General features: G+C 73.8%; 26 protein-coding genes and 1 tRNA gene. 17 read left to right on the top strand and 10 right to left on the bottom strand.

Features of this window, described 5'->3' with window-relative positions; translation table 11 throughout:
• Positions 1-2: 2 nt before the first annotated feature.
• A complete protein-coding gene (locus ACN27D_RS22060; protein WP_421499893.1) occupies positions 3-1,670 on the bottom strand; it encodes a copper resistance CopC/CopD family protein in 1,668 nt (555 codons plus the stop codon).
• Between the two features lie 222 nt (positions 1,671-1,892).
• Here ACN27D_RS22060 and ACN27D_RS22055 point away from each other — a divergent pair, with 222 nt between their 5' ends.
• From ACN27D_RS22055 to ACN27D_RS22040, 4 genes are read left to right on the top strand one after another with little or no spacing between them, the layout of a single operon-like run.
• The gene (locus ACN27D_RS22055) at positions 1,893-2,480 is read left to right on the top strand and encodes a sigma-70 family RNA polymerase sigma factor (RefSeq protein ID WP_013284395.1); all 588 of its coding nucleotides are present in this window, start codon (positions 1,893-1,895) and stop codon (positions 2,478-2,480) included.
• A gap of 30 nt (positions 2,481-2,510) precedes the next feature.
• Positions 2,511-3,035, top strand: a complete 525-nt coding sequence (locus ACN27D_RS22050; RefSeq protein WP_120571381.1) for a MauE/DoxX family redox-associated membrane protein — start codon at positions 2,511-2,513, stop codon at positions 3,033-3,035.
• Positions 3,028-3,744 (top strand): DsbA family protein, encoded by a 717-nt coding sequence (locus ACN27D_RS22045; protein ID WP_121684579.1) that lies wholly within the window; start codon positions 3,028-3,030, stop codon positions 3,742-3,744. Before ACN27D_RS22050 ends, ACN27D_RS22045 begins: the two co-directional genes overlap by 8 nt.
• Complete coding sequence (locus tag ACN27D_RS22040) at positions 3,741-4,835, top strand: hypothetical protein (protein WP_421499892.1); 1,095 nt, start codon at positions 3,741-3,743, stop codon at positions 4,833-4,835. The genes ACN27D_RS22045 and ACN27D_RS22040 overlap by 4 nt, the downstream gene beginning before the upstream one ends.
• Positions 4,836-4,983: 148 nt before the next feature.
• Here ACN27D_RS22040 and ACN27D_RS22035 read toward each other — a convergent pair whose 3' ends face one another.
• The 4 genes from ACN27D_RS22035 to ACN27D_RS22020 are packed head-to-tail and all read right to left on the bottom strand — an operon-like array spanning position 4,984 to position 7,641.
• Positions 4,984-5,745 carry an energy-coupling factor ABC transporter ATP-binding protein gene (locus ACN27D_RS22035; RefSeq protein WP_421499891.1) on the bottom strand — a complete coding sequence of 254 codons (762 nt, stop codon included), beginning with the start codon at positions 5,743-5,745 and terminating at the stop codon, positions 4,984-4,986.
• Complete coding sequence (gene cbiQ, locus ACN27D_RS22030) at positions 5,742-6,512, bottom strand: cobalt ECF transporter T component CbiQ (protein ID WP_421499890.1); 771 nt, start codon at positions 6,510-6,512, stop codon at positions 5,742-5,744. Before cbiQ ends, ACN27D_RS22035 begins: the two co-directional genes overlap by 4 nt.
• Before the next feature lie 2 nt (positions 6,513-6,514).
• Positions 6,515-6,925 (bottom strand): PDGLE domain-containing protein, encoded by a 411-nt coding sequence (locus tag ACN27D_RS22025; protein WP_393379242.1) that lies wholly within the window; start codon positions 6,923-6,925, stop codon positions 6,515-6,517.
• Positions 6,922-7,641: an energy-coupling factor ABC transporter permease gene (locus ACN27D_RS22020; protein ID WP_358170070.1), complete on the bottom strand. Its 720-nt coding sequence runs from the start codon at positions 7,639-7,641 to the stop codon at positions 6,922-6,924. Before ACN27D_RS22020 ends, ACN27D_RS22025 begins: the two co-directional genes overlap by 4 nt.
• Positions 7,642-7,764: 123 nt before the next feature.
• Between ACN27D_RS22020 and bcp the strand changes: the two genes are divergently transcribed.
• The 3 genes from bcp (at position 7,765) to ACN27D_RS22005 (ending at position 9,026) form a co-directional block, all read left to right on the top strand.
• Positions 7,765-8,235, top strand: coding sequence for a thioredoxin-dependent thiol peroxidase (gene bcp, locus ACN27D_RS22015; RefSeq protein ID WP_120571388.1), 471 nt, complete (start codon positions 7,765-7,767; stop codon positions 8,233-8,235).
• A 113-nt stretch (positions 8,236-8,348) separates the two neighbouring features.
• A tRNA-Leu gene (locus ACN27D_RS22010) sits at positions 8,349-8,434 on the top strand.
• Between the two features lie 64 nt (positions 8,435-8,498).
• On the top strand, positions 8,499-9,026 hold the full coding sequence (locus tag ACN27D_RS22005; protein WP_421499889.1) for a GNAT family N-acetyltransferase: 528 nt from the start codon (positions 8,499-8,501) through the stop codon (positions 9,024-9,026).
• A 278-nt stretch (positions 9,027-9,304) separates the two neighbouring features.
• On the opposite strand, the gene ACN27D_RS22000 is transcribed toward ACN27D_RS22005, so the two are convergent.
• Together ACN27D_RS22000 and ACN27D_RS21995 are read right to left on the bottom strand one after the other, a co-directional pair.
• The gene (locus ACN27D_RS22000; protein WP_421499888.1) at positions 9,305-10,345 is read right to left on the bottom strand and encodes an expansin EXLX1 family cellulose-binding protein; all 1,041 of its coding nucleotides are present in this window, start codon (positions 10,343-10,345) and stop codon (positions 9,305-9,307) included.
• Positions 10,346-10,399: 54 nt separating this feature from the next.
• Positions 10,400-10,699 carry a hypothetical protein gene (locus ACN27D_RS21995; RefSeq protein ID WP_120571391.1) on the bottom strand — a complete coding sequence of 100 codons (300 nt, stop codon included), beginning with the start codon at positions 10,697-10,699 and terminating at the stop codon, positions 10,400-10,402.
• A 165-nt stretch (positions 10,700-10,864) separates the two neighbouring features.
• Here ACN27D_RS21995 and ACN27D_RS21990 point away from each other — a divergent pair, with 165 nt between their 5' ends.
• A complete protein-coding gene (locus ACN27D_RS21990; protein ID WP_421499887.1) occupies positions 10,865-11,932 on the top strand; it encodes an LCP family protein in 1,068 nt (355 codons plus the stop codon).
• A 109-nt stretch (positions 11,933-12,041) separates the two neighbouring features.
• Positions 12,042-13,496, top strand: coding sequence for a sugar transferase (locus ACN27D_RS21985; RefSeq protein WP_120571393.1), 1,455 nt, complete (start codon positions 12,042-12,044; stop codon positions 13,494-13,496).
• Here the strand turns inward: ACN27D_RS21985 and rfbD are convergent.
• Positions 13,465-14,343 (bottom strand): dTDP-4-dehydrorhamnose reductase, encoded by an 879-nt coding sequence (gene rfbD / locus ACN27D_RS21980; RefSeq protein ID WP_421499886.1) that lies wholly within the window; start codon positions 14,341-14,343, stop codon positions 13,465-13,467. The genes ACN27D_RS21985 and rfbD overlap by 32 nt on opposite strands.
• A complete protein-coding gene (gene rfbB / locus ACN27D_RS21975) occupies positions 14,343-15,341 on the bottom strand; it encodes a dTDP-glucose 4,6-dehydratase (protein WP_421499885.1) in 999 nt (332 codons plus the stop codon). The genes rfbD and rfbB overlap by 1 nt, the downstream gene beginning before the upstream one ends.
• Before the next feature lie 86 nt (positions 15,342-15,427).
• Here rfbB and rfbA point away from each other — a divergent pair, with 86 nt between their 5' ends.
• From rfbA to ACN27D_RS21935, 8 genes are all read left to right on the top strand, one after another.
• A complete protein-coding gene (gene rfbA, locus ACN27D_RS21970; protein ID WP_421499884.1) occupies positions 15,428-16,309 on the top strand; it encodes a glucose-1-phosphate thymidylyltransferase RfbA in 882 nt (293 codons plus the stop codon).
• Positions 16,306-16,932: a dTDP-4-dehydrorhamnose 3,5-epimerase family protein gene (locus tag ACN27D_RS21965; RefSeq protein WP_052165656.1), complete on the top strand. Its 627-nt coding sequence runs from the start codon at positions 16,306-16,308 to the stop codon at positions 16,930-16,932. The genes rfbA and ACN27D_RS21965 overlap by 4 nt, the downstream gene beginning before the upstream one ends.
• Positions 16,933-17,010: 78 nt before the next feature.
• Positions 17,011-18,279: a hypothetical protein gene (locus ACN27D_RS21960; RefSeq protein ID WP_421499883.1), complete on the top strand. Its 1,269-nt coding sequence runs from the start codon at positions 17,011-17,013 to the stop codon at positions 18,277-18,279.
• 1 nt (position 18,280) lies between these two features.
• On the top strand, positions 18,281-19,132 hold the full coding sequence (locus ACN27D_RS21955) for a glycosyltransferase (protein ID WP_421499882.1): 852 nt from the start codon (positions 18,281-18,283) through the stop codon (positions 19,130-19,132).
• Positions 19,129-20,202 (top strand): glycosyltransferase family 4 protein, encoded by a 1,074-nt coding sequence (locus ACN27D_RS21950; RefSeq protein WP_030501829.1) that lies wholly within the window; start codon positions 19,129-19,131, stop codon positions 20,200-20,202. Before ACN27D_RS21955 ends, ACN27D_RS21950 begins: the two co-directional genes overlap by 4 nt.
• The gene (locus ACN27D_RS21945) at positions 20,199-21,116 is read left to right on the top strand and encodes a glycosyltransferase family 2 protein (RefSeq protein WP_358170059.1); all 918 of its coding nucleotides are present in this window, start codon (positions 20,199-20,201) and stop codon (positions 21,114-21,116) included. Before ACN27D_RS21950 ends, ACN27D_RS21945 begins: the two co-directional genes overlap by 4 nt.
• A gap of 23 nt (positions 21,117-21,139) precedes the next feature.
• Entirely contained in the window at positions 21,140-21,946 is an 807-nt protein-coding gene (locus ACN27D_RS21940; protein ID WP_396849349.1) for a glycosyltransferase family 2 protein, read from the top strand.
• 15 nt (positions 21,947-21,961) lie between these two features.
• Positions 21,962-23,254, top strand: coding sequence for an acyltransferase family protein (locus tag ACN27D_RS21935; protein ID WP_260033104.1), 1,293 nt, complete (start codon positions 21,962-21,964; stop codon positions 23,252-23,254).
• Here the strand turns inward: ACN27D_RS21935 and ACN27D_RS21930 are convergent.
• A complete protein-coding gene (locus ACN27D_RS21930) occupies positions 23,251-24,876 on the bottom strand; it encodes a hypothetical protein (RefSeq protein ID WP_358170057.1) in 1,626 nt (541 codons plus the stop codon). The two genes, ACN27D_RS21935 and ACN27D_RS21930, sit on opposite strands and share 4 nt — an antisense overlap.
• Between the last annotated feature and the right edge of the window lie 68 nt (positions 24,877-24,944).

The following is a 24,944-nucleotide window of genomic DNA, read 5'->3' as shown; positions in this document are numbered from 1 at the left end:
CGTTACTTGATCGGCACGGTGGCGGTCACCGTGGCCTGGTCGATGTCGGTCGTGCGGACGGTGATGCGCAACTGCCAGTCGCCCCGGGCCGGCAGGTTGACCTCACCGGTGGCGTGGTTGTCGCTCAACGGCAGCAGCGGGACGGTGATCGGCTCGATCCCGGCCGACGGCAGCGCCGCGGTGACCTTCCACTCCTGCACCGGCTGGGGGCGGCTGTCCTTGGTGTAGGCGTACAGGTGCATCGAGTTGTTGCCGGTCTCGGCCGGGTCCAGCTGGACCTCCAGCGAGTAGATCGGGCTGCTCAGCGTGGTGGAGAAGTAGCCCTGCTCGGCGCCCGCGACGTCCGCGGCGGCGGTACGCGCCGGAGTGGTCTGCACGAGCGTCGCCGACACGCCCAGCACCACCGCCGTGATCGCCAGCTCGGCCACCACCGCGCGCCGCATCGCGCCCGGCCGGCCGGCGGCGACCCGCCGCCGCACCAGCGCCCGGGAGTACGCGGCCACGCCGATCACCAGCGCGAACAGCACGATCTTGGCGAGCAGGAGCCGGCCGTACGTGGTGTCGAACAGCGCCTGGATGCTGGCCACCTCGATCAGGCCCTGCACGGTGCCGGCCAGCAGCAGCGCGGCCACCGCGAGCGCCGCCCAGCGGGACCAGATCGGCAGGATCGCGTCCAGCTCGCGCTCGTCGGCCCGGCGCAGCAGGAACACCGCGAGCATGACCAGGCCGCCCAGCCACACCGCCATGCCGCCCAGGTGCACCGCGTCCACCACCACCGACACCGCGGGCGCGGGCGAGGCCGCCGCGTGCCCGGCCAGCGGCCAGGTGAACAGCGCCGCGCCGCCGAGGACGGCCAGGATGATCCCGTCGGTACGGCCGATCGGACCGGCGAACAGCGGCCGGAGCAGGAACGCCGCCGCGGCGAGCAGGCCCAGCCGGACCAGGTGCGTGGTGCCGTAGGCGCTGCCCAGCACGTCACCCAGGCCGGAACCGGTCACGTCGAACAGGCCGCCGCCGTTGACGTACGGCACCTGGAGCCACACCTCGGCCAGCGTCGCCGCCGCCAGCAGACCCAGCCCGGTCCAGGCCAGCCGTGCCGGCCCCCGGCGGGACAGCCGGCGCGGCCAGAGCGCGGCCAGCACCAGCGCCGGGCCGACGAGCAGCAGCAGACCGGTGTAGCCGGCGTACTTCGCCACCTTCACCGCGTTCTCGGTGACCGGGTTCGCCCGGTTGTCCGTACCGCTGTCGGTGGGCGGCTCCGACGGCGCGCCGACGGAGTAGGTGAAGGCGCCGGAGACCGGGTGGCTGTCGGCCGAGATGACCCGGTAGCTCACCAGGTAGGTGCCGCGTCCGGCGGAGGGGTCCACCGGGATGGTGACCTCGGCGCCCTGGAACGTCGGCTCGCCCCGGTCGGCCCGCGAGCCGTCGGGGGCGATCACCCGCACCTTCCCGGGCACCTTGCGGACGCCCTCACTGAACGTGATCACCACCTGCGCGGGCGCCTCGGGCACCACGGCGGAGGCGGCCGGGCTGCTGCTCACCAGCACCGCGTGGGCGGCGGCCGGGGTGGCCGGGACGAGCAGCAGGGCAACCAGCAGGAGCAGCAGCCCGGCGACGGCCCCGGAACGGGCGGCGACGACCCGGGACGGGCGGCGTACGGCAGCAGTCATGACCGCCATGGTTCCCGAACCGGGGCGGGTCCGGCGAGCCGGTCTCCGGCGGGCCTGACCGAGCGCCCACCCGGTGCGGCGGCGCGCGCCACGCCGGGCCTGCTCGGAGGTCATGGGAAGGTAGTCGGACGGCGGGCGGAAAAAGTTCCCGGCGTGTGCGGGACCACGGAATGGGTCGAAGGACCCTGTCCCCTCCAGGTACGCCGCGTAACCTCGGGTGACGTGATCCCCGGCCCGCGCGACACCGCCGCCGACCGCCCCGAGTCGGCGCCCGACGCTGCCCGGGACGCGGCCACCGGCTGGGCGCTGGCCGCCCGCGACGGGAACCGCGACGCGCAGGCCGCATTCGTCCGGGCCACCCAGGCCGAGGTGTGGCGCTTCGCCGCCGCGCTCGTCGACCCGGACAGCGCGGACGACCTGACCCAGGAGACGTACCTGCGGGCGTTCCGGGCGCTGTCCGGCTTCGAGGGGCGCTCCAGCGTGCGTACCTGGCTGCTCGGGATCGCCCGGCGGGCCTGCGCCGACCACCTGCGGACTGTGGTGCGCCGCCGCCGGCTCGACGCGCGGCTCGCCGCCCAGGCCGCCACCGACCGCCCGTACCCCGACCCGGCCGGCCAGCTCGGCGCCACCGACCTGGTCCGCCGGCTGCCAGCCGAGCGGCGCTCCGCGTTCGTGCTCACCCAGCTGCTCGGCCTGTCGTACGCCGAGGCCGCCGACGTGGAGGGGGTGCCGGTGGGCACGATCCGCTCCCGGGTGGCCCGAGCCCGCGACGAACTGGTCGACGCCGTCGGCGACACGCTGGCCGGATAGCGGGAACCTTTCGTGGCGCTCGGACGACGAATGACTGTGACCCCCTCCCCCTCCCGGGCCGGCCGCTGGCAGGCCCTGCGGCCCTGGCTCGGCGTCGCGGCCCGTCTCGGGCTCGCCGCCGTGTGGCTGATCGCCGGCGGCACCAAGGTCGGCGACCTGGCCGCCTCCGGCCGGGCCGTGAACGCCTACCAGGTCATGCCGTACGACGTGGCCACCGTGATCGGCGCGGCGCTGCCGTTCGTCGAGCTGGCCCTGGGCCTGCTCCTGCTCGCCGGGCTCGCCACCCGGATCAGCGCCGGCGTGTCCGCGGCGCTGCTCGTGGTCTTCATCGCCGGCATCGCCTCGGCCTGGGCCCGGGGCCTGGCCATCGACTGCGGGTGTTTCGGCAGCGGCGGGCAGCTCGCCGCCGGCCAGACACCCAGCTACCTCCCGGAGATCCTCCGGGACCTCGGGTTCCTGGTACTCGCCGGGTTCCTGCTGATCTGGCCCCGCACCCCGTTCTCCGTGGACGGGTGGCTGGCGGGCGACGACACCGTGGAGGACACCGATGAGTAGTCGCAAGGGGCGGCGGGACGCGGCCCGGGTCGTACGGGAGCAGATCGCCCGGGAGAAGCGGCGCAAGCGCACGCTCTGGACCTCGATCGCCGCGGTGCTGGTGCTCGTCATCGCCGGTGGCATCGGCTGGGCCGTCTACTCCAGCCAGAAGTCCGACGAGTTCACCGCCCCGCCCGGGGCCAACGACGCCGGCACCGGCATCGTGCTCGGCACCGGACCGGTCACCATCGACCTGTACGAGGACTACCTCTGCCCGGCCTGCAAGCAGTTCCAGCAGATCAACGGCGAGACGCTCAACCAGCTCGTCAACGAGGGCAAGGCGAAGCTGGTGTTCCACCCGGTCGCGTTCCTGAACCGCTTCTCCACCACCGAATACTCCACCCGCTCCTCGGCCGCCTCCGGCTGCGCCGCCCAAGGCGGCAAGTTCCGCGAGTTCACCGACCAGCTCTTCGCCAAGCAGCCGGCGGAGGGCGGCGCCGGGCTCAGCAACGACGAACTCGTCGACATCGGCGCGGGCGTCGGGCTCAACCGCGACGAGTTCGCCTCCTGCGTCTCCGACGGCACGTACCGGTCGTGGACCGAGCACGTCACCGACGAGGCGAGCAAGTCCGGCGTGACCGGCACCCCGACCATCAAGGTCAACGGCAGTGAGCTCCAGGACCGCAGCCCCGAGGGGATCAAGTCGGCGGTGGAGGCGGCCGGCAAGTGATCGCACCCCTGCGCCGGGCCGCGCTGGTGCTCGCCGTCGCGGCCACCGCCCTGCTCACACTCGCCGCGCCGGCCGCCGCACACGGCGCGGACGCGCCCGACGGCACCGACTACCGCGCCACCATCAGCGGCGTCGACCCGGACCGCCCCGGGCTCACCGCCCGCATGGTGGAGGCCGGCGCGCGGCTGGAGCTGACGAACGACACCGGCGCCGACGTCACGGTGCTCGGCTACTCCGGTGAGCCGTACCTGCGCATCGGGCCGGACGGCGTGTACGAGAACACCCGCTCCCCCGCCACGTACCTGAACCGGACGCTGGCCGGGGAGACCCGGCTGCCCGCCGAGGCGAACCCGGCCGCCGCGCCCGACTGGCGGCGGATCGACGACGGACCCACCGCCCGCTGGCACGACCAGCGCACGCTGTGGCGGGAGGACGCTCCGCCGGCCGCCGTCGCCGCCGCCCCGGACCGGGAACACCGGGTACGCGACTGGACCGTCCCGCTGCGCGCCGGTGACGCCACCGGAGCCGTACGCGGCACGCTGGACTGGGTGCCGCCACCCGACCCGTACCCCTGGTGGGTGGCCGCCACGCTCGGCTTCCTGCTGATCGGCGCGGCGGGGCTGGCGCCGGGCGGCACCGCCGCCGGGGTACGGGCGCTGCGCGCGGTGGGCGCGCTGCTCGCCCTGGGCGGCGCCGCCACGGTGGCGCTCACCGTCGCCCGCGCGCTGGACACCGGCTCCCCCGGCGTCGGCGGAACGCTCGCCGAGCTGGTCACCGGCCAGGTGTGGACGCTGCTCACCGGGCTCGGCGCGCTCGCCGCCGGCGGGTACGCGCTGGCCCGCCGCCCGGCCGCCGACTTCGTGCTGGCGCTCGCCGGCGCCTGCCTCACGCTGTTCGCCGGAGTGACGAACCTGGCCGCGCTGTCCCGCTCGATCCCCCCGGCCGCCGGCCCGGCAGTCCTGGTCCGGGTACTCGTGGTGGTCGGCCTGGCGACAGGCGCCGGCGCGGTGGCGGCAGGACTGCTGCGCCTGCGCACCGCCGCGAGGGCAGCGCGCGCCACCCCCCACCCCCACGCGACCCCGACCTCCTGAGCACCGCCTCCCCCGGCCTCGGCGCGTGCTCGCCTTCGCCCCGGCGATCTTGCAGTTGCTGCCCCGGGCGTGCGGTTTTTGCCCCGATCTGCCCGGGCCGGAAGTGCAAGATCGCCGCAGAGGAGGGCGGGGACGGGAGGGTGGGGGGTCAGCTCGGGCGGGGGGCGAAGCCGTACGGGAGTTCCAGGCGGTGGGCGGCCAGCAGCGCCTCGTCCGCCAGCAGGTCACGTGTGGGGGCGTCGGCGACGATGCGGCCGCCGTCCAGGATCACCGAGCGGGGGCACAGCTCGGCCGCGTACGGCAGGTCGTGCGTGACCATGAGCAGCGTCACCGGCAGGGAGCGCAGGATCTCCGCCAGCTCGCGGCGGGCGGCCGGGTCGAGGTTCGACGACGGCTCGTCCAGCACCAGGATCTCCGGGCGCATGGCCAGCACCGTCGCCACCGCCACCCGGCGCCGCTGCCCGAACGACAGGTGATGCGGCGCCCGATCCCGGTGCTCGCCCATCCCGACGGCCGCGAGCGCCTCGTCGACGCGGGCGGCCAGCTCGGCCCCGCGCAGGCCCAGGTTGGCCGGGCCGAACGCCACGTCCTCGGCGACTGTGGGCAGGAACAGCTGGTCGTCCGGATCCTGGAAGACGATGCCGACGCGGCGGCGTACCTCGGCCAGCGTCTCCCGGTCGCGGCCGACCGTCAGGCCGCCGACGCTCACCGTGCCCTCGGTCGGGGTGAGGATGCCGTTGAGGTGCAGCACGAGCGTGGTCTTGCCGGCGCCGTTGGGCCCGAGCAGCGCCACCCGCTCGCCGCGCGGCACGGTCAGGTCCACCCCGTGCAGGGCGACGTGACCGTCCGGGTACGCGTACCGGACGCCGCTGATGTCGAGGGAGGGTGGCTGCTGCACGTACCCGATCATTGCAGGACGAGTGCGACGGCGGCGATGGTGGCCGCGATCGCCGGCACCGTCGCGGCGGCCGCCCACTGGCCGGCGGTGGCCGCGCCGGCCCCCTGCCACACCGCCGGCATCCGGCCGGTGTAACCGCGGGAGAGCATCGCCAGGTAGACCCGCTCGCCGCGCTCGAACGCGCGCAGGAACAGCGCGCCGACCCCGGCCGCGAAGCCGCGCAACTGCCACAGGAACCGCGGGTCGTCGCCCCGGGACACCCGCGCCACCCGCATCCGCCGGGCCTCGCCGACGAGCACCTCCAGGTAGCGCAGCATGAACGTGGCGATCTGGGTGAGGATCTGCGGGCACCGCAGCCGGTCCAGGCCGACCAGCAGGTCACGCGTCGTCGTGGTCGCCGCGAGCAGGAGCGACGCGAGTACGCCGAGCGTGCCCTTGGCGAGGATGTTGAACGCGCCGTGCAGCCCGTCGACGGACAGGGCGAACCCGGCCACCTCCACCCGCTCCCCGGCGCCGAGAAACGGCAGCGCGAACGCGAACAGCACGAACGGCAGCTCGATCAGCGCCCGGCTGAGCAGCCAGCGCGGGCCGACCCGGGCCAGCGCGGCCACCACGGCGACCAGGAGGGCGTACCCGCCGAAGGCCCAGTACGCCTCCCGGGGCGTGGCCACCACCGCGACTGTGAACAGCACCATCGCGGCGATCTTCACCTCCGGCGGGAGGCGGTGCACCGGCGAGCCGGACTCGCGGTAGAGCACGTGCGCGTGCCCGGCGCCCATGGTCAGCGTGTGCCGGTGGACGGGGTCGCGGCCTCGTCCGCCGAGTCGGCGCTCGCGGTGTTCGGGGTGGGCTTCGCCGGGCCGCGGCGGCGGGCCAGCCAGAACAGGCCCCCGCCGAACGCGAAGGTGAGCAGCACACCGAGTACGCCGGACAGGCCGGTGGAGACGAAGTCGTTGCCGATCCCGCGTACGCCGTAGTCGGCCAGTGGGCTGTCCGCCAGCTCGTGGTCCTTGGCCTGCTGGGCCGGGCAGCTACCGCCGGTGATCTCGTCGTCGGCGTTCACGGTGCAGCCCTTGAGCAGCGACGAGTCGAGCCCGTCCGGGTGCGAGGAGGCGTAGTTGCTGACCACGCCGGCCAGCAGCAGGGCCACCAGCAGGCCGCCGATCAGGAACGGCCAGTGACGCTTGCTCATCGGGTACCTCCGGCGACCGGGACGGCGGGAGCCGGCGTGGCCGGCTTGAGGGCGCGCAGCGCGTACACCAGGTCGGGCCGGACCTTCGCGACGGTGACCACAGTGGTCGCGGTGATCAGGCCCTCGCCGATGCCGATGAGCAGGTGGGCGAAGGCCATGGTGCCGGCCAGGCCGGCGAGGTTGCCGCCGAGGTCGGTGGTGCCGCCCAGCCAGTACTGGAGGACGAAGCCCTGGGATGCGACCACCACGCTGACCAGCGCGGAGACGAAGGCGGTGACGGCCAGCCCGGCCGGGGTACGCGGCAGCACGCGCAGCAGGAGCGCGATCAGCAGGTACGCGGCGGCGGTGCCGAGCAGCGCCATGTTGGTGATGTTGAGGCCGAGCATGGCGACCCCGCCGTCACCGAAGACCAGCGCCTGCACGATCAGCACCACGGCGACACAGAGCGCGCCGACCCAGGGGCCGACGAGCAGCGCGGCCAGCGCGCCGCCGAGCAGGTGGCCGCTGACCCCGGCGGTGAAGATCGGGAAGTTGAGCATCTGCACGGCGAAGATGAACGCCGCCACCAGCCCGGCCATCGGGGCCAGCCGGTCGTCGAGGTCGGCTCGGCCCCGCAGCACGCAGAAGGCGAGCGCGGCGAGGGCGAGAGCCGCGAAGATCGCGGCGACCGGACCGTTGATGATCCCGTTGGAGATGTGCATCGCCAGGGTGTCCACGCGCTCAGCGTATTTCCAGGAAGGCACTGTTGCCAATATCTGGCAACAACCTCATGATGGCCGTCACCTCGCCGGCGGGTCGCCGTCGGCCGACCGCACCGGCCCGGCGGTATCGTCACCGCCATGACCGACCGCCTCAAGCCCGGCGACCCCGCCCCCGAGTTCACCCTCCCCACCGACGACGGCGGCACGCTGTCCCTGGCCGGCCTGCGCGGCCGCAAGGTCATCCTGTACGCGTACCCGGCCGCCATGACGCCCGGCTGCACGAAGCAGGCGTGCGACTTCCGGGACTCGCTCGCCTCCCTCCAGGCCGCCGGCTACGAGGTGGTGGGCATCTCGCCGGACAAGCCGGCGAAGCTCGCCAAGTTCCGCGACCGGGACGCCATCACGTTCCCGCTGGTCTCCGACGAGGACAAGGCGGTGCTGACCGCGTACGGCGCATTCGGCGAGAAGCAGATGTACGGCCGTACCGTGACCGGCGTGATCCGCTCGACGTTCGTGGTGGACGAGGACGGCAGGATCGAGCAGGCGTTCTACAACGTGCGGGCCACCGGTCACGTCGCCAAGCTGCGGCGGGACCTCGGCCTCGACTGAGGCCGCCGGACGGGCATGCCACGTCGCGTCGCGGCCCGTCGCGGCCCGTCGCGGCCGGTCGCGGCCCGGAGTGCACACGGTTCCGGCGCGACACTCTAAACTCGGCGGGTCGGGCGGGAGTGGCGGAACGGCAGACGCGCAGGCCTTAGGAGCCTGTGTCCGAGAGGACGTGGGGGTTCGAAACCCCCCTCCCGCACCATCAGCGCTGTCACGCGCATCACGAACGCGGGTTCGGGCCGGGTCGCCGCGCGCAGGATGGCGTCGTGGACCTGCGTTTCGTACTCGACCCCGACCTGACCCCCGAGCTGCGCGAACAGATCATCGCGCTCTGGGCGGACGTGACGAACGCCGGCGGCGCCGTCGGCTTCGTCGCCCCCGTGACCGCGGACGAGGTACGCCCGCTCGCCACCTCGACGCTCGACGAGGTGGCGGACGGGCCGGACCGGCTCCTCGCCGGCTACGAGGGCGAACGCCTGGTCGCCGTCCTGGTCATCGCCGACAACCGGTTCCACCTCAAGACGCACTGGCGGGTGCTCAAGCGCGTGATGGTGCACCCCGACACCCAGGGTCGCGGGTACGGCGCGGCGCTGATGCGCGAGGCCGAACGGATCGCCCGACGGCTGGGTCTGGCGGCGCTGCACGTGACGGTCCGCGACGGTCTGGGACTGGACCGCTTCTACAAGCGCCTCGGGTATCGCGAGATCGGCCGCCTCCCCGCCGCGCTGCGCCTGTCCCCCACCGACGCCCGAGACGAGATCCTCATGTGGCTGGACCTCCCCACCCCAACCTGACCCCTCCCAGCCCCGCACTCCCCCGCCCTTCGGCGATCTTGCACTTACGGCCCCGACAAAAACCGCATCCAGGACACCTGGAGGGCAGCAAGTGCAAGATCGCCGAGGGCTGGCATCGCCCGCCCGCTCCCCGCTCCCCGCTCCCCGCTCCCCGCTCACGGCGATCTTGCGGTTGGGGCCCGGGCGAAAGGTGCTTATGCGGCAGCAGAGGGGCCGCGAGTGCAAGATCGACGGGGCAGGAGGGGCAGTCCCCTGGGGGCGGGAGCGGCGGGCGAGGGTCAGGAGCAGGGAGGTGGGGTGGGTGGGGCGGCGGCTGCCTGCACTACCGGCTCTGTGAGCGCTGGGGTGGGGGTGGGCGGCGGCGCTGGGGTGGAAGCGCTGGGGGTGGGGCTCGGGGGTGTGGGGCTCGGCTTCTTCGGGGTGGGCCTGGGTGTGGCGGGGTTGGTGCCGTACATGCGGGTCTTGCTGCGCTGCACCTGGCCGGGGAGCATCCGGATGCCGGTGGCGGTCGCGCGGTGGCCGTACACGTCGGTGACCCGGATCTCGTACGGGCCGGGACCGGCCCCTGACTCGATCAGCCAGTAGTTGTAGTCCTGCCGCTGCGCCGCGCGCCACGAGCCGTTCTGCCGCACCTCGACCGAGCGCAGCGGGTTGCCGTGGTCACCGACCAGGACGGCGAACCACCACTGCGACGAGCCCTCCTTCATCCGGAAGGTGAGCGGTCCGGGCAGCCTCGGGTTCACCACCGCGCGGTAGCTGACCTTCACCACCCCCTGCACCGGATCGGCGATGCGGGCGAACGCCTCGGCGGAGAGGTCGAGGTGACCCGGCGCGCACTCCGGGCACTGGTCCATCACCAAGACCCGGACGGTGCCGCGCGGGCCGGTGACGTCGAGGAAGCCGCCGCAGGAGGCGCCGGAGGCGTACTCGTCCGGGCCGAGAGCGACGTACATCCGGTCGGCGGGCGCGGCCGGCCGGGAGCAGTTGCCGCCGGCACCCTCGGAGTCGTAGAAGGTCGCCTTGCCGCTGCGCGTCGCGCCGCCGACGGGCGGGGCGGCCGCCACCGGCAGGGCGGCACCGGGCGGGATAGCGGCGGCCGCGGGCGCGAGGGCGGCCACGGCAGCGCGCGGCGGGGCGGCGCAGGCGGGGGCGGCGCCACCGCGTACCGCGAGGGTCACCGCGACCGCGGCGGCGACGGTGACCAGACCGGCGGCGGCCAGGCGGCGACGGCGTGTGGCGGCGCGGCGTCGACCGTCCGGGGTGGCGGGTCCGGGCGCGTCGCCGGCGGCCGGCGGGTGGGGTGCGGTGCCGTCGGTCACGCCGGTCGATGCTGCCGGACCGGTGTGCCGCCGGACAAGCGAGCTAAGCGAAAGCTAAACCGGGCGCTGCCCGCGGGCGGTGGAGACGACACCGGCCAGCCCGACGGCGAGGTCGGGGTGCTGCCGCAGCGAGTCCTCCAGGCGGACGCGCCACACGCCGGTCTCGGCGGGCAGCCGGGCGTCGCCGGCCCAGCGGACCCGCTCACGGGTCTCGTCGAGGGCCACTGCCGTGGCGGGGCCCATCAGGGCGCCGAGTTCGCCGCGCAGCCAGCCGAACAGGTGCTCGTCGTGGATCGCGCCGCCGATGACCCGGGCGGCGTCCCACGCCACCCGCGGTTGGTGGATGACCTGCATCTCGACTCCTCGGTCGACCTGGCCTTCCGCACCATCATCGATCCGGCGGGGGCCCGGCGGCAAGGCCCGGAGCGGCCACCCCGCTCCGTCGCCGCGCCGCCGCCGGGGACGTCACCGTCCGGGCGCGGGTCCACACGGTGCGACGCGAATCAGTAGCATCGCGGCATGTCAGATCGCCACCAGCTCACCGATTCCGACCCGCGTACGCAGGGCTCTCATGTGGAGCCGGGCGGGCCCGTGGAGGAGAAGGCGCCCCGGCGCCGCCGGGGCCGGCGGATCGCCCTGATCGTGCTGCTGGTGGTGGTGCTGCTCACCGGTGGCGGCGCGCTGGCCGGTGGCCTCTACTACCGCTCGGTCGACAAGTCCATCGAGCGGGTCGACGCCTTCGAGGGCGTACCGGAGGAGTCGCGGCCGCAGGTCGAGGCCAAGGGCGCCATGAACATCATGATCCTGGGCAGCGACTCCCGCGATCCGGAGAGCACCGGCGGCTCGCGCAGCGACACGATCATCCTGGCCCACCTGCCGAAGGACCGGTCGAGCGCACAGCTCATCTCGATCCCCCGGGACACCTGGACGGCCGTCCCCAAGTCGAAGGAGGGCCGCGGCGGCCGCGACGCGAAGATCAATGCCGCGTACGCCTGGGGCGGCGTGCCGCTGATGGTGCAGACGGTGGAGAAGTTCAGCGGCGTACGGGTGGACAACGTGGCGATGGTCGACTTCGCCGGCTTCAAGGAGATCATCGACGCGCTCGGCGGGGTCGAGATCGACGTGGAGAAGGGCTTCACCACGAAGTACTCGCTGATCGGCACGCGGACCTTCGAGAAGGGCCGGCAGACCATGGACGGGGCCGCCGCGCTGGACTACGCGCGGGAGCGGCACGCCTTCCCCGACGGCGACTTCGCGCGGATCCGGCACCAGCAGCAGGTGATCAAGGCCATTCTGGACAAGGCGGCCTCGGGCGGCGTGCTGACCAACCCGGCCAAGCTGAACTCGTTCGTCCGCGCCACGTCGGACTCGGTGGCGGTCGACAAGTCACTGTCGCTGGTGGACCTCGCGATGGAGATGCGTGGCCTGCGCGGTGGCAACCTGACGTTCTTCACCTGCCCGGTGAAGGGCACCGGCCGGGTCGGCAGTGAGAGCGTCGTGTTCCCCGATCCGGCGCGTTCCAAGACGCTGTTCGACGCGGTGCGCCGCGACTCGGTCCCCGAGATCCTCGCCATCAGCGGAAAGTAGGACGTCGATCTGTCATGCCGGTGCTGGCGGCGGGGCGGGGCCGCTCGTATCCTGCGATCGCCGTCGGTCTCTGCATCCGGGCCGGGGGCGCCACGGGGAAGGATCGACCATGCCACGCCTGCCGGCGTTCGAGCATCCGTCCGCGCCACCGTCCGGTGTGGCCATGAACGCGCCGATGGACGGCGGCCTGGACACGACGACAGTGCTGCCGTACGCGGGTTCGCGGGCGTCGACGCGTACCCGCCGGTTGCGGGCCTGGATGGTGACCGCGCCCATCGACGTCGCGGCGCTGCTCGCGCCGCTGCTGCTGACCCAGGACTACTGGCGCGGCACGTTGTTCAACGCCGTGCTCACGGTGGGCCTGTTCGCCGCGGGCGGGCTCTACCGGCCGCGGCGGCACATCAGCATCCTGGACGAGCTGCCGAGCCTCGGCGGCCGGCTGCTGGCCTCCGGCGCGGTGGGTGCCATCATCGCGGCGCTGCGGCACGACTCGGTGCCGCACGTCAGCGGGTTCATGCGCGGCGTCGCGCTCTCCGCCGGCCTGGTGATCGTCGGGCGGGCGCTGAACAGCCGGCTCATCCTGCTGGCCCGCAAGCGGCGGTGGGTGGAGCACAACGCGATAGTGATCGGCGGCGGCCCGATCGGCGGTGAGCTGGCCCGGCTGCTGCGCCGATACCCGCAGTACGGGCTGCGGTTTGTCGGCGCTGTCGACGCCCCGTCACGGCCGCGGATCGGCGCGTTGCCGCTCATCGGCACGATCGACGACCTGGAGAAGCTCGCCGACATGCTGGAGTGCGAGGTCCTGGTCATCGCCGACCCGGACTGCTCCGAGGCCGACCTGATGGAGGCGCTGCTGCGTCCGGCCAGTTCCCGCTGTGACCTGTGGGCGGTGCCGCGCCTGTGGGGGTCGCGGTCGCAGGGCGGCTACCCCGACCACATCGGCGCCATCCCGATCATCAAGATCGGCGACACCACGCTGACCGGGCCCAGGTGGCGGCTCAAGCGCGCCTCCGACGTGGTGTTCGCGGTGACCGCCCTGGTGCTGCTGAGCCCGCTGCTGCTGCTCTGCGCCGTCGCCACGTTGCTCGACGGCGGCCGGGGCGTGTTCTTCCGCCAGGAGCGCATCGGCCGGTACGGCAAGCCGTTCCACGTGATCAAGTTCCGGTCCATGCGCCCGGCCGACGAGCACGAGTCGCAGACCACCTGGTCCATCGCGCACGACGAGCGGGTCGGTCCGATCGGCCGGTTCATGCGGCGCACCTCGCTGGACGAGCTGCCGCAGCTGTGGAACATCCTGCGCGGCGAGATGAGCGTGGTGGGGCCCCGGCCGGAGCGGCCGTACTTCGTGGAGAAGTTCTCCGTCGAATACCCCAGATACGCGATGCGTCACCGCGTGCCGGTCGGGCTCACCGGGCTGGCGCAGGTCAGCGGCCTGCGCGGGGACACGCCGATCTCGGACCGGGCCCGGTTCGACAACTACTACGTCGAGAACTGGTCGCTCTGGCTCGACATCAAGATCGTGCTGCGTACCGTCACCGAGGTGTTCCGGGGCGGGGGGCGCTGAGCGCCTCGGCCAGGTCCGCGTACCAGTCCCCCGGCGGCGGCAGCTTCGCCGCCGCCCACCGGCCGTGCGCCAGCACGCTGTAGCGGGGGCGCGCCGCCGGGCGCGGGAAGCGGTCGCTCGTGGTCGGCCGGACCCGGTCCGGGTCGAGGCCACGCAGGGCGAGGACGGCGCGGGCCAGGCCGTACCAGGTCGTCTCGCCGGCGGCGGTGCCGTGGTACGTCCCGGGCGCCGCGTCGCCGGCCAGCGCCGCGTCGGCGAGCGCCACGAGACGCTCCGCGAGCCGGTACGACCAGGTGGGCTGCCCGTGCTGGTCGTCCACCACGTCGAGCCGGTCGCGTTCGGCTGCCAGCCGCAGCACGGTGGTGACGAAGTTGCGCCCGTGGGTGGCGTAGAGCCAGGCGGTACGCACGACGTACCCGGTCTCGGGCAGCAGCCGCGCCACCGCCAGTTCCCCGGCGAGCTTGCCGCGCCCGTACGCGTTGACCGGGCCGGTCGGGGCGTCCTCCGGGTACGGCTCGGTGGCGTCGCCCGCGAACACGTAGTCGGTGGAGACGTGCACGAGACGCGCACCGGACCCGGCACAGGCGTGGGCCAGGGCGGCCACCGCGTCGCCGTTGACGGCTGTGGCGTCCCGCTCTCGCGTCTCCGCGCCGTCCACATCGGTCCACGCGGCGGCGTTGAGCACGACGTCGTGCCCGCCGACCGCGTCCCGGACCGCGTGGGCGTCGGTGACGTCGAGGTCGGCGCGGGCGGCGGCGGTGACCGACAGGTCCGGCCGGGTCCGCAGCACGGCGAGCAGGTCCCGCCCGAGCATCCCGCCCGCGCCGGTGACGAGCACTCGGGTCATCAGTGGCCGGCCGTCTTCAGCGGCTCCCACCAGGCCCGGTTGTCCCGGTACCAGCGGACCGTCTCGGCCAGGCCCCGGCCGAGGTCGATGCTCGGGGCGTACCCCAGCTCGTTGCTGATCTTGCTGATGTCCAGCGAGTAGCGGCGGTCGTGGCCCTTGCGGTCGGTGACCGGCACGACCCGGTCCCAGCCGGCCCCGCACGCCGCCAGGAGCCGCTCGGTGAGCTGCCGGTTGGTCAGCTCGGTGCCGCCGCCGATGTGGTAGACCTCGCCGGCCCGCCCCTTCTCCTGCACCATCGCCACACCCCGGCAGTGGTCGTGCACGTGCAGCCAGTCGCGGACGTTGCCGCCGTCGCCATAGAGCGGCACGGTGCCGCCGTCGAGCAGGTTGGTCACGAACAGCGGGACGACCTTCTCCGGGAACTGGTACGGCCCGTAGTTGTTGGAGCAGCGCGTCACCACGACGTCCAGGCCGTGGGTGCGGTGGTAGGACAGCGCCAGCAGGTCCGACCCCGCCTTCGAGGCGGAGTACGGCGAGTTCGGCGCCAGCGGCCAGTCCTCTGTCCACGAGCCGGAGTCGATCGAGCCGTACACCTCGTCGGTGGAGACGTGCACGAACCGGCGCACGCCGTGCCGCAGCGCGGCGTCCAGCAGTGTCTGGGTGCCGAGCACGTTCGTGGTGACGAACGGAGCGGCGCCGGTGATCGAGCGGTCCACGTGCGACTCGGCCGCGAAGTGGACGATCACGTCGTGCCCGGGCACCACCTCGTCGACCAGCGCCGGATCGCAGATGTCGCCGCGGACGAAGCGCAGCCGGGGGTCGTCGCGTACCGGGGTCAGGTTCGCCAGGTTGCCGGAGTAGGTCAGCTTGTCCAGCACGGTGAGCGCGTCGGGGCCCTCGACCGGCACCCCGGCCGCGTCGCCGCCGGGGACGCCCAGCAGCATCCGCACGTACTCCGACCCGATGAAGCCGGCACCGCCGGTGACGAGGATCCTCACGGGTCGTGGAGTCTACGCCGTACCGGCAGCCCGGGCGGGACGTCGACGGGCCACAGGGGCGGTGGCCGCGCGGGTAGTCTCCGCGGGTGCGTGGAATCCTTCTCGCCGGCGGCACCGGATCCCGGCTCTGGCCGATCACCCGGGCCGTCTCCAAGCAACTGATGCCGGTGTTCGACAAGCCGATGGTCTACTACCCGCTCTCCACTCTGGTGATGGCCGGGGTACGGGAGATCCTGGTGGTGACCAAGCCGGACGACCGGGCCCAGTTCGAGCGGCTGCTCGGCGACGGCACCCAGTGGGGGCTGCGCCTGGCGTACGCCGAGCAACCCCGCCCGGAGGGCATCGCGCAGGCGTTCCTGCTCGGCGCCGACTTCATCGGCGACGAGTCGGTGGCGCTGGTCCTCGGCGACAACATCTTCCACGGCGTCGGGCTCGGCCGGCAGCTCGCCCAGCACGGCGAACCGGCCGGTGGGCGGGTCTTCGCGTACCCGGTGGCGAACCCGCAGGACTACGGCGTGGTGGAGTTCGACGACGCCGGCCGGGTGCTGTCGATCGAGGAGAAGCCGGAGCATCCCCGGTCCCGGTACGCGGTGCCGGGCCTCTACTTCTACGACAACCGGGTGGTCGACATCGCCCGCAAGCTGACCCCGAGCGCCCGGGGCGAGCTGGAGATCACCGCCATCAACGAGACGTACCGGGTGTGGGGCGAGCTGACAGTGACGGTGCTCGACCGGGGCACCGCGTGGCTGGACACGGGCACGTTCACGTCGATGATGCAGGCCGCCGAGTTCGTCCGGGTGATCGAGGAACGCCAGGGCATGAAGATCGGCTGCGTCGAGGAGGTCGCCTGGCGGTCCGGGCTGATCGACGACGAGCGGCTGCGCGTGCTGGCCCATCCGCTGACCCGCAGCGGCTACGGCGAATACCTGCTGGGCCTGCTGGCCGAGCGGAGCGGGACCGAAAGATGAAGATCCGGCCGCTGAGCATCGAGGGGGCCTGGGAGATCACGCCCCGGCAGCACGGCGACTCCCGCGGGTTGTTCATGGAGTGGTACCGGTTCGACCGGCTCGCCGAGGTGGTCGGGCGTCCGTTGCGGCTCGCCCAGGGCAACCTGTCCGTCTCCGCGCGGGGCGTGGTCCGCGGCATCCACTTCGCCGACGTCCCGCCCGGCCAGGCCAAGTACGTGACCTGCGTACGCGGGGCCGTGGTCGACCTGGTGGTGGACATCCGGGTGGGCTCGCCGACGTTCGGCCGGTGGGAGGCGGTGCGGCTGGACGACGTCGACCGGCGCGCCGTCTATCTCAGCGAGGGGCTGGGGCACGGTTTCTGCGCGCTGACCGACGACGCCACGCTGAGCTATCTCTGCTCCACCACCTACAACCCGGGCGCCGAGCACACCGTGCATCCCCTCGACCCGGAACTGGCGATCGACTGGCCGGCCGAGGCGCCGGTGCTGTCGGCCCGCGACGCCGCCGCGCCGAGCCTGGCGCACGCCCGTACGGCCGGGCTCCTGCCCGACTACCGCAGCTGCGTGTCGTTCGTGGCCGGTGCCGACCCGGCCAGGTGGGGCCCGAAGGCTGATTGCAGCTGACCGGTCATTCGGGTAGAAAATGCCAGCGACGTGGTACCCGACGTACCCGTCCTGTGCCGCATCGTTTGGGGGAGACGAGTGACAGGCGGTTCGCTGGTCGACGCTGCTGAGTCCTCGTCGGACCCCGGCTCGACACCTCCGCCCGGGCGCCGGACGGCCGGTCTGCTGCGGCAACTCGTCGCGCCTGAGCGCCTGTATCTCGGCGCGCTGGGCCTGACCGGCCTGGCGGCGGTCATGTCGGTGGCGCTGCCCGCGGCGGAGCGCGGCGAACTGTCGGCGAACATGGTGAGCGCGACGCTCGGCGCGGCCGTCGGCGGGCTGTCGCTCGACACCTTCCTCATCTCGCGTCCGGCCGGCTGGGTGCAGTCCCGGGGACGGCCGTACGTGATCGCGATCCTCGGCGTCGCCGTACTCCTCTCCGGGGTCGCCGCCGCGCTGCTCACCGCGGCGGCGGGGGTCGGCGCCTATCTGGTCGGGGTCGGGTCCGCGGTGGGTCTGACCGTGTTCAACACGGTGTCGTCGCTCGCGCTGCGGCAGCGCAGCTTCCGGCTGGTCTACGCGATGCGCGCGGCGAGCGGCGCGGTCCTGGTCGCCGGTTACGCCGCCCTCTACGCCGCCGGCCGGCTCGACGGTGGCGTGTGGAGCATGGTGTGGCTAGCGGTGCAGTGGCTCAGCGCCTTCGCCGTGTGCGGCCTGGTCCTGGTGCGGCTGCGGCGGGCCGGGGCAGCCCCGGCGCCCACGTCGACCGGCGCGGACTACCGGGCCGACCTGCTCGCGGCCGGGAGCCTGCACCTGGGCATCTTCGCGCAGATGATGACGCTGCGGTTCAACCAGGTCCTGGTGGCCCGGTTCGCCGGGGCCGGTCCGCTCGGCGTCTACGCGCTGGCGGTCGCCGCCCTGGAGTTCGCGCAGGCCGGCGCCGTGGTGCGGGCGCAGCGCATCCTGGCCGACCGGGACGGCGGGGACGGGCCGGACCCGACGCGGGCGGTGGTGACGGCGGCCCTGCCGATCGCCCTGGCCGCGATCGCCGGGCTCGGCGTGCTGGGCTTCCTGGCGCCGGAGTACCGGCACGCCTGGCTCCTGGGGCTGCTGCTCCTGCCGGGCTCGCTGGCCACGGCGGCCGGCAAGAGCTGGAGCGCCCTGCTGCTGAAGCGGCGGGGCGAGAAGGCGACCACTGTGGTCGCCGTGGTCACGTCGGCGGTCGCGATTCCGGCATACCTCGGCGTCATCCCGTGGGCCGGTGTCGTCGGGGCGGCGGTCGCCTCCTCGCTCGCCTACGCCGTACACGCGTTCGCGTCGAGAGCGAGCCTGCGCCGAGCGCAGCCGCCGAATCCTGGGATGGTGTGAGATGGACGTCTCGATCGTGGTTCTCGCCTGGGAGGACTTCCACCGCACCCGCGCCTGCGTCCTGTCACTGCCCGCCGAGGCCGAGATCGTCGTGGTGGACAACGGCAGCTCGGCGGAGATCCGCGAGGCGCTGAGCGAGTTCTGCGCACAGCGGGGCGTCACCTACGTCCAGTCCGGCTCGAACCTGGGGTACGCCCGCGGCATGAACCTCGGCGTACGGCACACCAGCAGGGCGAACGTCATCCTCTCCAACAACGACATCGTCGTGCACGGTGACGCGGTGGCCCGGCTGCTGGCGGCTCTGGAGGACCCGCAGGTGGGCGCCGCCTTCCCCGCCGTGGTGACGCCGGAGGGCGTGCCGCAGACCGAGGGCGGCCGGTTCCTGACCATGGGGGTCGGGCTGGGCCACGCCACCGGGCTGAGCCTGGTGGTGCCGCGGCTGCGGATCGTCGCGCCCCCGGAGCAGGCGGACTGGCTGACCGGGCCGTTCGTCGCGCTGCGGCGCAGCACCTTCGACGCCATCGGTGGGGTCGACGAGACGTCGTTCTTCTACTCCGAGGACATGCGGCTGTGCTGGGCGGTGCGCCGGCAGGGCAAACGGCTGGCGTACGTGGCGGACGCCGTGATCATGCACGAGGACGACGCGACGGCGAAGCGCCGCTGGTCGGCCGAGGAGATCTCCGAGCGGCGTACCCGGGAGTTCATCCGGGCCAGCCGGGACCTGGGCGGCCGCCGTGGTCGGGTGGCGGCCACCGCGTACGTCTGCGGCATCGTGCTGCGGGCGGCGGTGGGCCGCGACTCCGTGCGCCGCGCGATAGCGCGCGGGGCCGTCGCGGGACTGCGTGCGTCGTGAAGGTGCTCTTCGTCTGCACGACGGGTGGCGCCGGGCGGCGGCAGCTGGGCGGCGCGGAGCGGATGCTCACCGAGCTGGTGCCGGCGCACGCCCGCACCGGCCTCGACGTGGTCGCCGCCACCTCGGACGACGAGGTGGGCCGGTCGCTGCGCGAGGCCGGGGTGCCGTGGGTCGGGCTCGGCGCGACCAGCCGGATCGACCTCGGCTACGCGCGGGAGATCCGCCGTCTCGTCCGCGAGGTGAGGCCGGACGTGGTCTGCGCCCACCTGCTCTCCGCGGCGATGCACGCGCGGGCCGCGCTCAGCCTGGACCGCACCCCGCTCGTGGTCACCCTGCACAACAGCCTCTGGCAGTACCGGGACACCGCTGGATCGTGGCAGCAGAAGGCCGCCATCCAGTCCAACATCACGCTGGACCTGGCGATGCGCCGCCTCCGGCCGCACGCGACGGTCGCGGTGTCCGAGTTCGAGGCCGCCGAGCTGCGCGAGCGGGGCCGCGTCCGGAACATCCACCTGATCCCCAATCCTCTGCCGGCCGACTGGCCCGCCCCGAAGCCCGCCGACGCGCCGACCGACCGGCGGCCCGTGGTCGGCTACCTGGGCCGGCTGGAGCGGGAGAAGGGCGCGGACCTGCTGGCCGAGACCGCCGCGCACCTGCCGGAGATGGATGTCCGGGTCGCCGGGGCCGGCTCGCTGCCGATCGCGGCCCGGCCGAACCTGGAACTCGTCGGCCGGGTCGTCGCGGCGGACTTCCTCCGCGGGATCGACTGCCTGCTGGTGCCGTCCCGGGTCGAGTCGTTCGGGCTCAGCGCGTTGGAGGCGCTGTCCCTGGGCGTACCGGTGGCGCACACCGGGGCCGGTGGGCTGGCCGAGGTGACCCGGCACGCCACCGGCACGCTCGCCGTCCGGGCGGACCCCACGCCCGCCGCGCTGGCCGGCGCGGTCCGGCGGGCGCTGGCACACGCCGGGCCCGCCGAGGAGCGGCAGGCCGTGGCCGAGTGGTACGCCCAGGAGTACGCCTTCGACCGGTGCGTGACGCGCTGGCAGAGCCTGTACCGGTCGCTGCGGTGACCGCCGTGGAGCTGACCGTCGTCACGGTACTCTACCGGTCCGCCGGCATGCTCGCCGAGACGCTGCCCACCTGGGTACGCAGCGCCGAAGGGCTGCCGGTGCGGTTCGTCTTCGCCGACAACTGGCCCGAGGACGGCTGCGCGGAGATCATCGCCGGCTGCCTCGGCCACGATCGGTACCGGTACCTGCCCGACTCGTCCAACCCGGGCTTCGCGGCCGGCTGCAACCGGGCCGTCGCGGCCACCACCACCGGCCACGTGCTGCTGCTGAACCCGGACGTCTGGCTGCCCGACGGCGCGCTGGCCCGCATCTGCGCCGCCGTCGCGGAGGACCCCGGCGCCCCGGTCGCGGTCGGCCTGGCCATGCACGGCGGCGAGTACGTGGGCATCGACCTGCACCCGGTCTCGCTGTTCATCGACCGGTCCGCCACGACGGCACGGGCACCACTGGGCCCGTCCGGCGGGGCGGCGGTCTTCCCCACCGACCTGTACCGCAGGTTCGGCGGGTTCTACGAGCACCTGTTCGCCTGGGGTGAGGACGCCGACCTCGCGCTGCGGCTCCACGCCTCGGGGGTTCGTACCCGCCCGCTGGACCTGATGCTCCCGCACGCCGGAGGGCACAGCGTCGACGGCGACGACCGGCTCCAGGGCTTCCGGGCCTTCCTCCTGGCCCGTAACCGGCTCCTCGTCGCGGCGCGGACGCTCACCTGGCCGCTGCTGCTCGTCGCGCTGCCGGTCCTCGCGTTGGCGCACGTCGCGCTCGCCGCCCGGCGGGTCCGCCAGGGCCTGCTGCGGCCGTTCCTGCGCGGCGTGGGACACGGCCTGCGGGAGGGCCCGGCCGCCCGCCGGCAGTGGACCGGCGAGCGGTTCGGCTTCGCGACCCTGCTCAGCTATCTGACAGTTCGGAGAGCGTGATGACGGGACACCCGTGGAGTGTCGTGACTGTCACCTACAACTCGGCGGACACGCTGCGCCGCTGCTGGCGCGGCGAGAAGCCGTACGAGTGGATCGTGGTGGACAACGCGTCGTCCGACGACTCGGCGGCGGTGGCCCGGGAACTGGGCGCCCGGGTCATCCCGCTGCCGGAGAACGTCGGCTTCTCCCGGGCCAACAACGTCGCGCTGCGCGAGGCCGCCGGCACGTACCTCCTCTTCGCGAACCCGGACCTGGAGGTCCGCCCGGACGGGCTGGAGGCGCTCGCGCGGCACCTGGACGCGCACGGCGGACTGGTGGCGCCCCAACTGCTCGCGACCGACGGGAGCCCGCAGCCCAACGGGCGTGGCTTCCCGTACGCCACCGCGAAGCTCGGTAACCGGAAGCTGTGGCCGCTGTCGCGCCTGCACGAGTCGTACCGGATGGTGGCGGAGCCGGGCGAGGTCCGCTACGTCGCCTGGCTGATGGGGGCGGCGGTCGCCGGACGCACCGCGGACCTCGTCGAGCTGGGCGGGTGGAACGAGCGTTTCTTCCTCTACTACGAGGACCACGAGCTGGGCCTGCGGGCGTGGCAGCGCGGTTTCCCGGTCGCGCTGCTCGGTGACGTGCGGTGGACCCACCACTGGGCGCGGGCGACGAACTCGGTGCGGTGGTCGGCGGCGCACACGCTGGAGTTGCGCAGCGCCCGGATCTTCTTCGGCATGTTCCCCGAGTTCCTGGTCGGCCTGCCGCCGGCCGGCCGCCGGCACCACCGGGCGGCCGGGCTGATCGGTTCACGGGTGCCCGCGCCCCGGCCGCCGGTGGCCGGCTGAGCCGGGTCGGTCCGCGTGTCTCCCCTCCTGAGGACCGCCGTCCGGCGTGCGCTCGCGTCGCAGCCGCTGGCGACGGCGTACCACGGGCGGGCCAACAGTTTCGGCGCGCTGCGACTCGCCTTCGCGCTGGCCGTGGTGCTGTCCCACACCGCCGCCCTCGGGTTCGGGCGTCCGCTGCTGCACCGTGTCGACCTGGGCGCCCTGGCGGTGGCGGGCTTCTTCACGATCTCCGGGTTCCTCGTCGTCGGCTCGGCGCGGCGCAACTCGGTGCCCCGCTTCCTGTGGCACCGGGCGCTGCGGATCTGGCCCGGGCTGTGGGTCTGCCTGCTGTTCACCGGCCTGGTCGTCGCGCCCCTGCTGTACCTCGACCGGCACGGCACGCTCGACGGGCTGTGGCGCAGCCCGGGCGGGGTGCTCGACTACCTGCGGCTGAACTGGTGGGGCGGCCTGCGGCAGTTCGGCATCGCCGACCTGCTGCGCGGTGACACGCCGTACTGGCACTGGCAGGGCGGGAACACGATCAACGGGTCGCTGTGGACTCTCGCCTACGAGATCTACTGCTATCTGGCGGTGGCCGTCCTGGCCGCGCTGACCGTGCTGCGCCGGCAGCTCCGCTGGGTCACGCTGCTCGCCGTGGTCGCGGTGTTCGGCGTCCTCTGCTGGAACCATGTCCAGCCCGGGACGGCGGTCTGGACCAGCGGGGCGGTCGGTCCGCTGCCGATGCTCGGCGCGCTGGAGAAGACCTACCTGCTCTGGTACGGGTTCATGTTCCTGGCCGGCGGGGCCGCCGAGCTGTATCGCGACCGGCTGCCGATCAACGACCTGCTCGGCGTGCTCGCGCTCGGGACGGTCGGCTGGCTCGCCGCGCGGGGCGACTTCGTCGGCCCGGGACCGAACGTCGTCGACGGGGCGTTCTTCGCCCCGGCGCTGCTCGCCTACGCGTACGCCGTCCTCTGGCTGGCCGTACGGCTGCCGAGGATGCTGCACCGCGTCGGCCGCGACAACGACTACTCGTACGGCGTCTACATCTACTCGTTCGTGGTGCAGCAGGTGCTCGCCAAGCTCGGCCTGCCGGCTCTCGGCGTGGCCGGGTTCTTCCTGGTCAGCGCGCTGCTCAGCCTCGGGCTGGCGATGCTGTCCTGGCACCTGGTCGAGAAGCCGGCGCTGCGGGGAAAGGACTGGACGCCGCCCGCGCTGCGTGAGCCGTCCGGCGATCCGCCGGGCCCGGACGGTCCCGACGCGCGTGCGGTGCCCGGGCGAGCGGCGGACGCCGAGCCGGATCCGGCTGCCGCCCCGGCCGCCGGTTAGCGCGGGCCCGCGACGGCCGGGGCGGCGGCCTCCGCGCCCGGTCGGCGGCGACGGGGCACCGGCAGCGGCCGCGCCGACAGGGTCGGGTTGTCGGCGGCGCCCAGCGCGACCGCCAGGAGCAGCACGGCCACGGCGCCCAGCCACAGCCACACGTCGAAGAAGAAGACCTGGGCCGCGAACCCGACCAGCAGGAGGCGGGCCGGCAGCGACCGGAGGCGCCGGTACAGCAGCACCAGCAGCGCCAGCAGGCAGGCCAGCCCGATCAGGCCGAAGTTGTACCAGAACGTCAGGTAGGTGTTGTCGAAGACCTGGGCCTGGCCGTCGCCGATGCCGACGTTCTCCAGAAACCGCACGTTGGCCTCCGGCCCGTTGCCGAAGACGACGGTGGACCAGTCGCGGGTGATGCCGTCCCAGACCACGCTCATCCGCGTGAAGCGGGCGTCGGCGCTGGCCGGGTCGGAGATCCGTGATCCCGCCACGTCGACGGAGTCCACGGCGCTCGCGGTCGGTGCCGCCGGGGCCGGCGCGCTGGGCTCCGGCGCTCCGGAACTCGCCGCCGGAGGCGCCGGAGCGGCCGGGCTCGGCGTGGCCGGGCTCGGCGTGGCGGCGGGCGATTCGGGCGCCGGCGCCGCCGAACTCGCCGCCGGAGCGGCCGGACCCGGGGTGGGTGCGGCCGGGCTCGGGGTGGGGCCGGCGGCTGTGGTGTCGGGTTGCAGGGCCGGTGGGCTGACCGCCACGAGCGTCCAGGTGACCGTGGCGATGACGGCAGCGGTGCCCAGGCCACGCCAGCTGACCTTCCGCCACTGGAGGAACAGCCAGAAGCCGAGCGCGAGAACCGTGCCCACCCAGGCGCTGCGGGTGCCGGAGAGCACCAGGCCGACGAGGTTGGCGGTGACCGGCACGTACCAGAACCGGCCCCGGAGGGTCAGCGCGACGAGCACCATCGCCATGGCGAACGTGCCGTAGATGATGGGGTGCCCGGACAGACCCACCGCCCGGGTCGCGTCGAACGCCGAGGTGTAGGTCCAGTCGTACGCGAACTGGTCGAAGATCGGCCAGCTCCGGGAAGCGGTCTGGTACTTGGCGAAAACGGCCACGGCGACGCTGAACCAGGTGAGCGCCTCCGCGATCCGCCGCACGGTCCGCCGGTCGTGCCGCGCCTCCTCCGCGAGGTGCCAGGCCAGCACGCCGAAGCACAGCAGGGGCGCGACGCCGACGGCGATCGGCTTCACCCCGTGCCAGTGGACGAGCCCCGCGAGCACCGCGCACGACGGAAGCAGGAGCGCCGCCGCGAGCGCCCTCGGCGGCCACCCGTCGCGTTCGGCGCGCAGCACCCGCCCCCACGCGGCGAGGACGAACAGCACCAGCAGCAGCGCGTACGAGGGGTTCGTCGGATAGCCGACGTCGATGGTCACCGGGACGGCAAACGCGATGACGAAGACCGCCCAGGTGATCCGGACCGGGTCCGTCAGCACCCAGCCGAGCAGGGCGCCGACGGCGACCCCGAGCGCGAGCTGCCACCTGCCCGTCAGCAGGAACCCGGCCGCCAGGACGACGAGGCCGAGGCCGAGGTAGCGGACCCTGCGCTCCATGCCCCTGATCCGGTCAGCCAACACGCGCACCGCACGATCGTACGGATCAGCCGTGGCCGATCGGCACCAGCCCTGGGGACGGGGAGGCGGGCCCGCAG

The sequence above is a fragment of the Micromonospora sp. WMMD1274 genome (assembly GCF_049179035.1).
In the GTDB taxonomy this organism is placed as follows: Bacteria; Actinomycetota; Actinomycetes; order Mycobacteriales; family Micromonosporaceae; genus Micromonospora; species Micromonospora tulbaghiae.
Note: the sequence above shows the minus strand (reverse complement) of the source record. Positions and strands in the feature narration are given on the sequence as shown.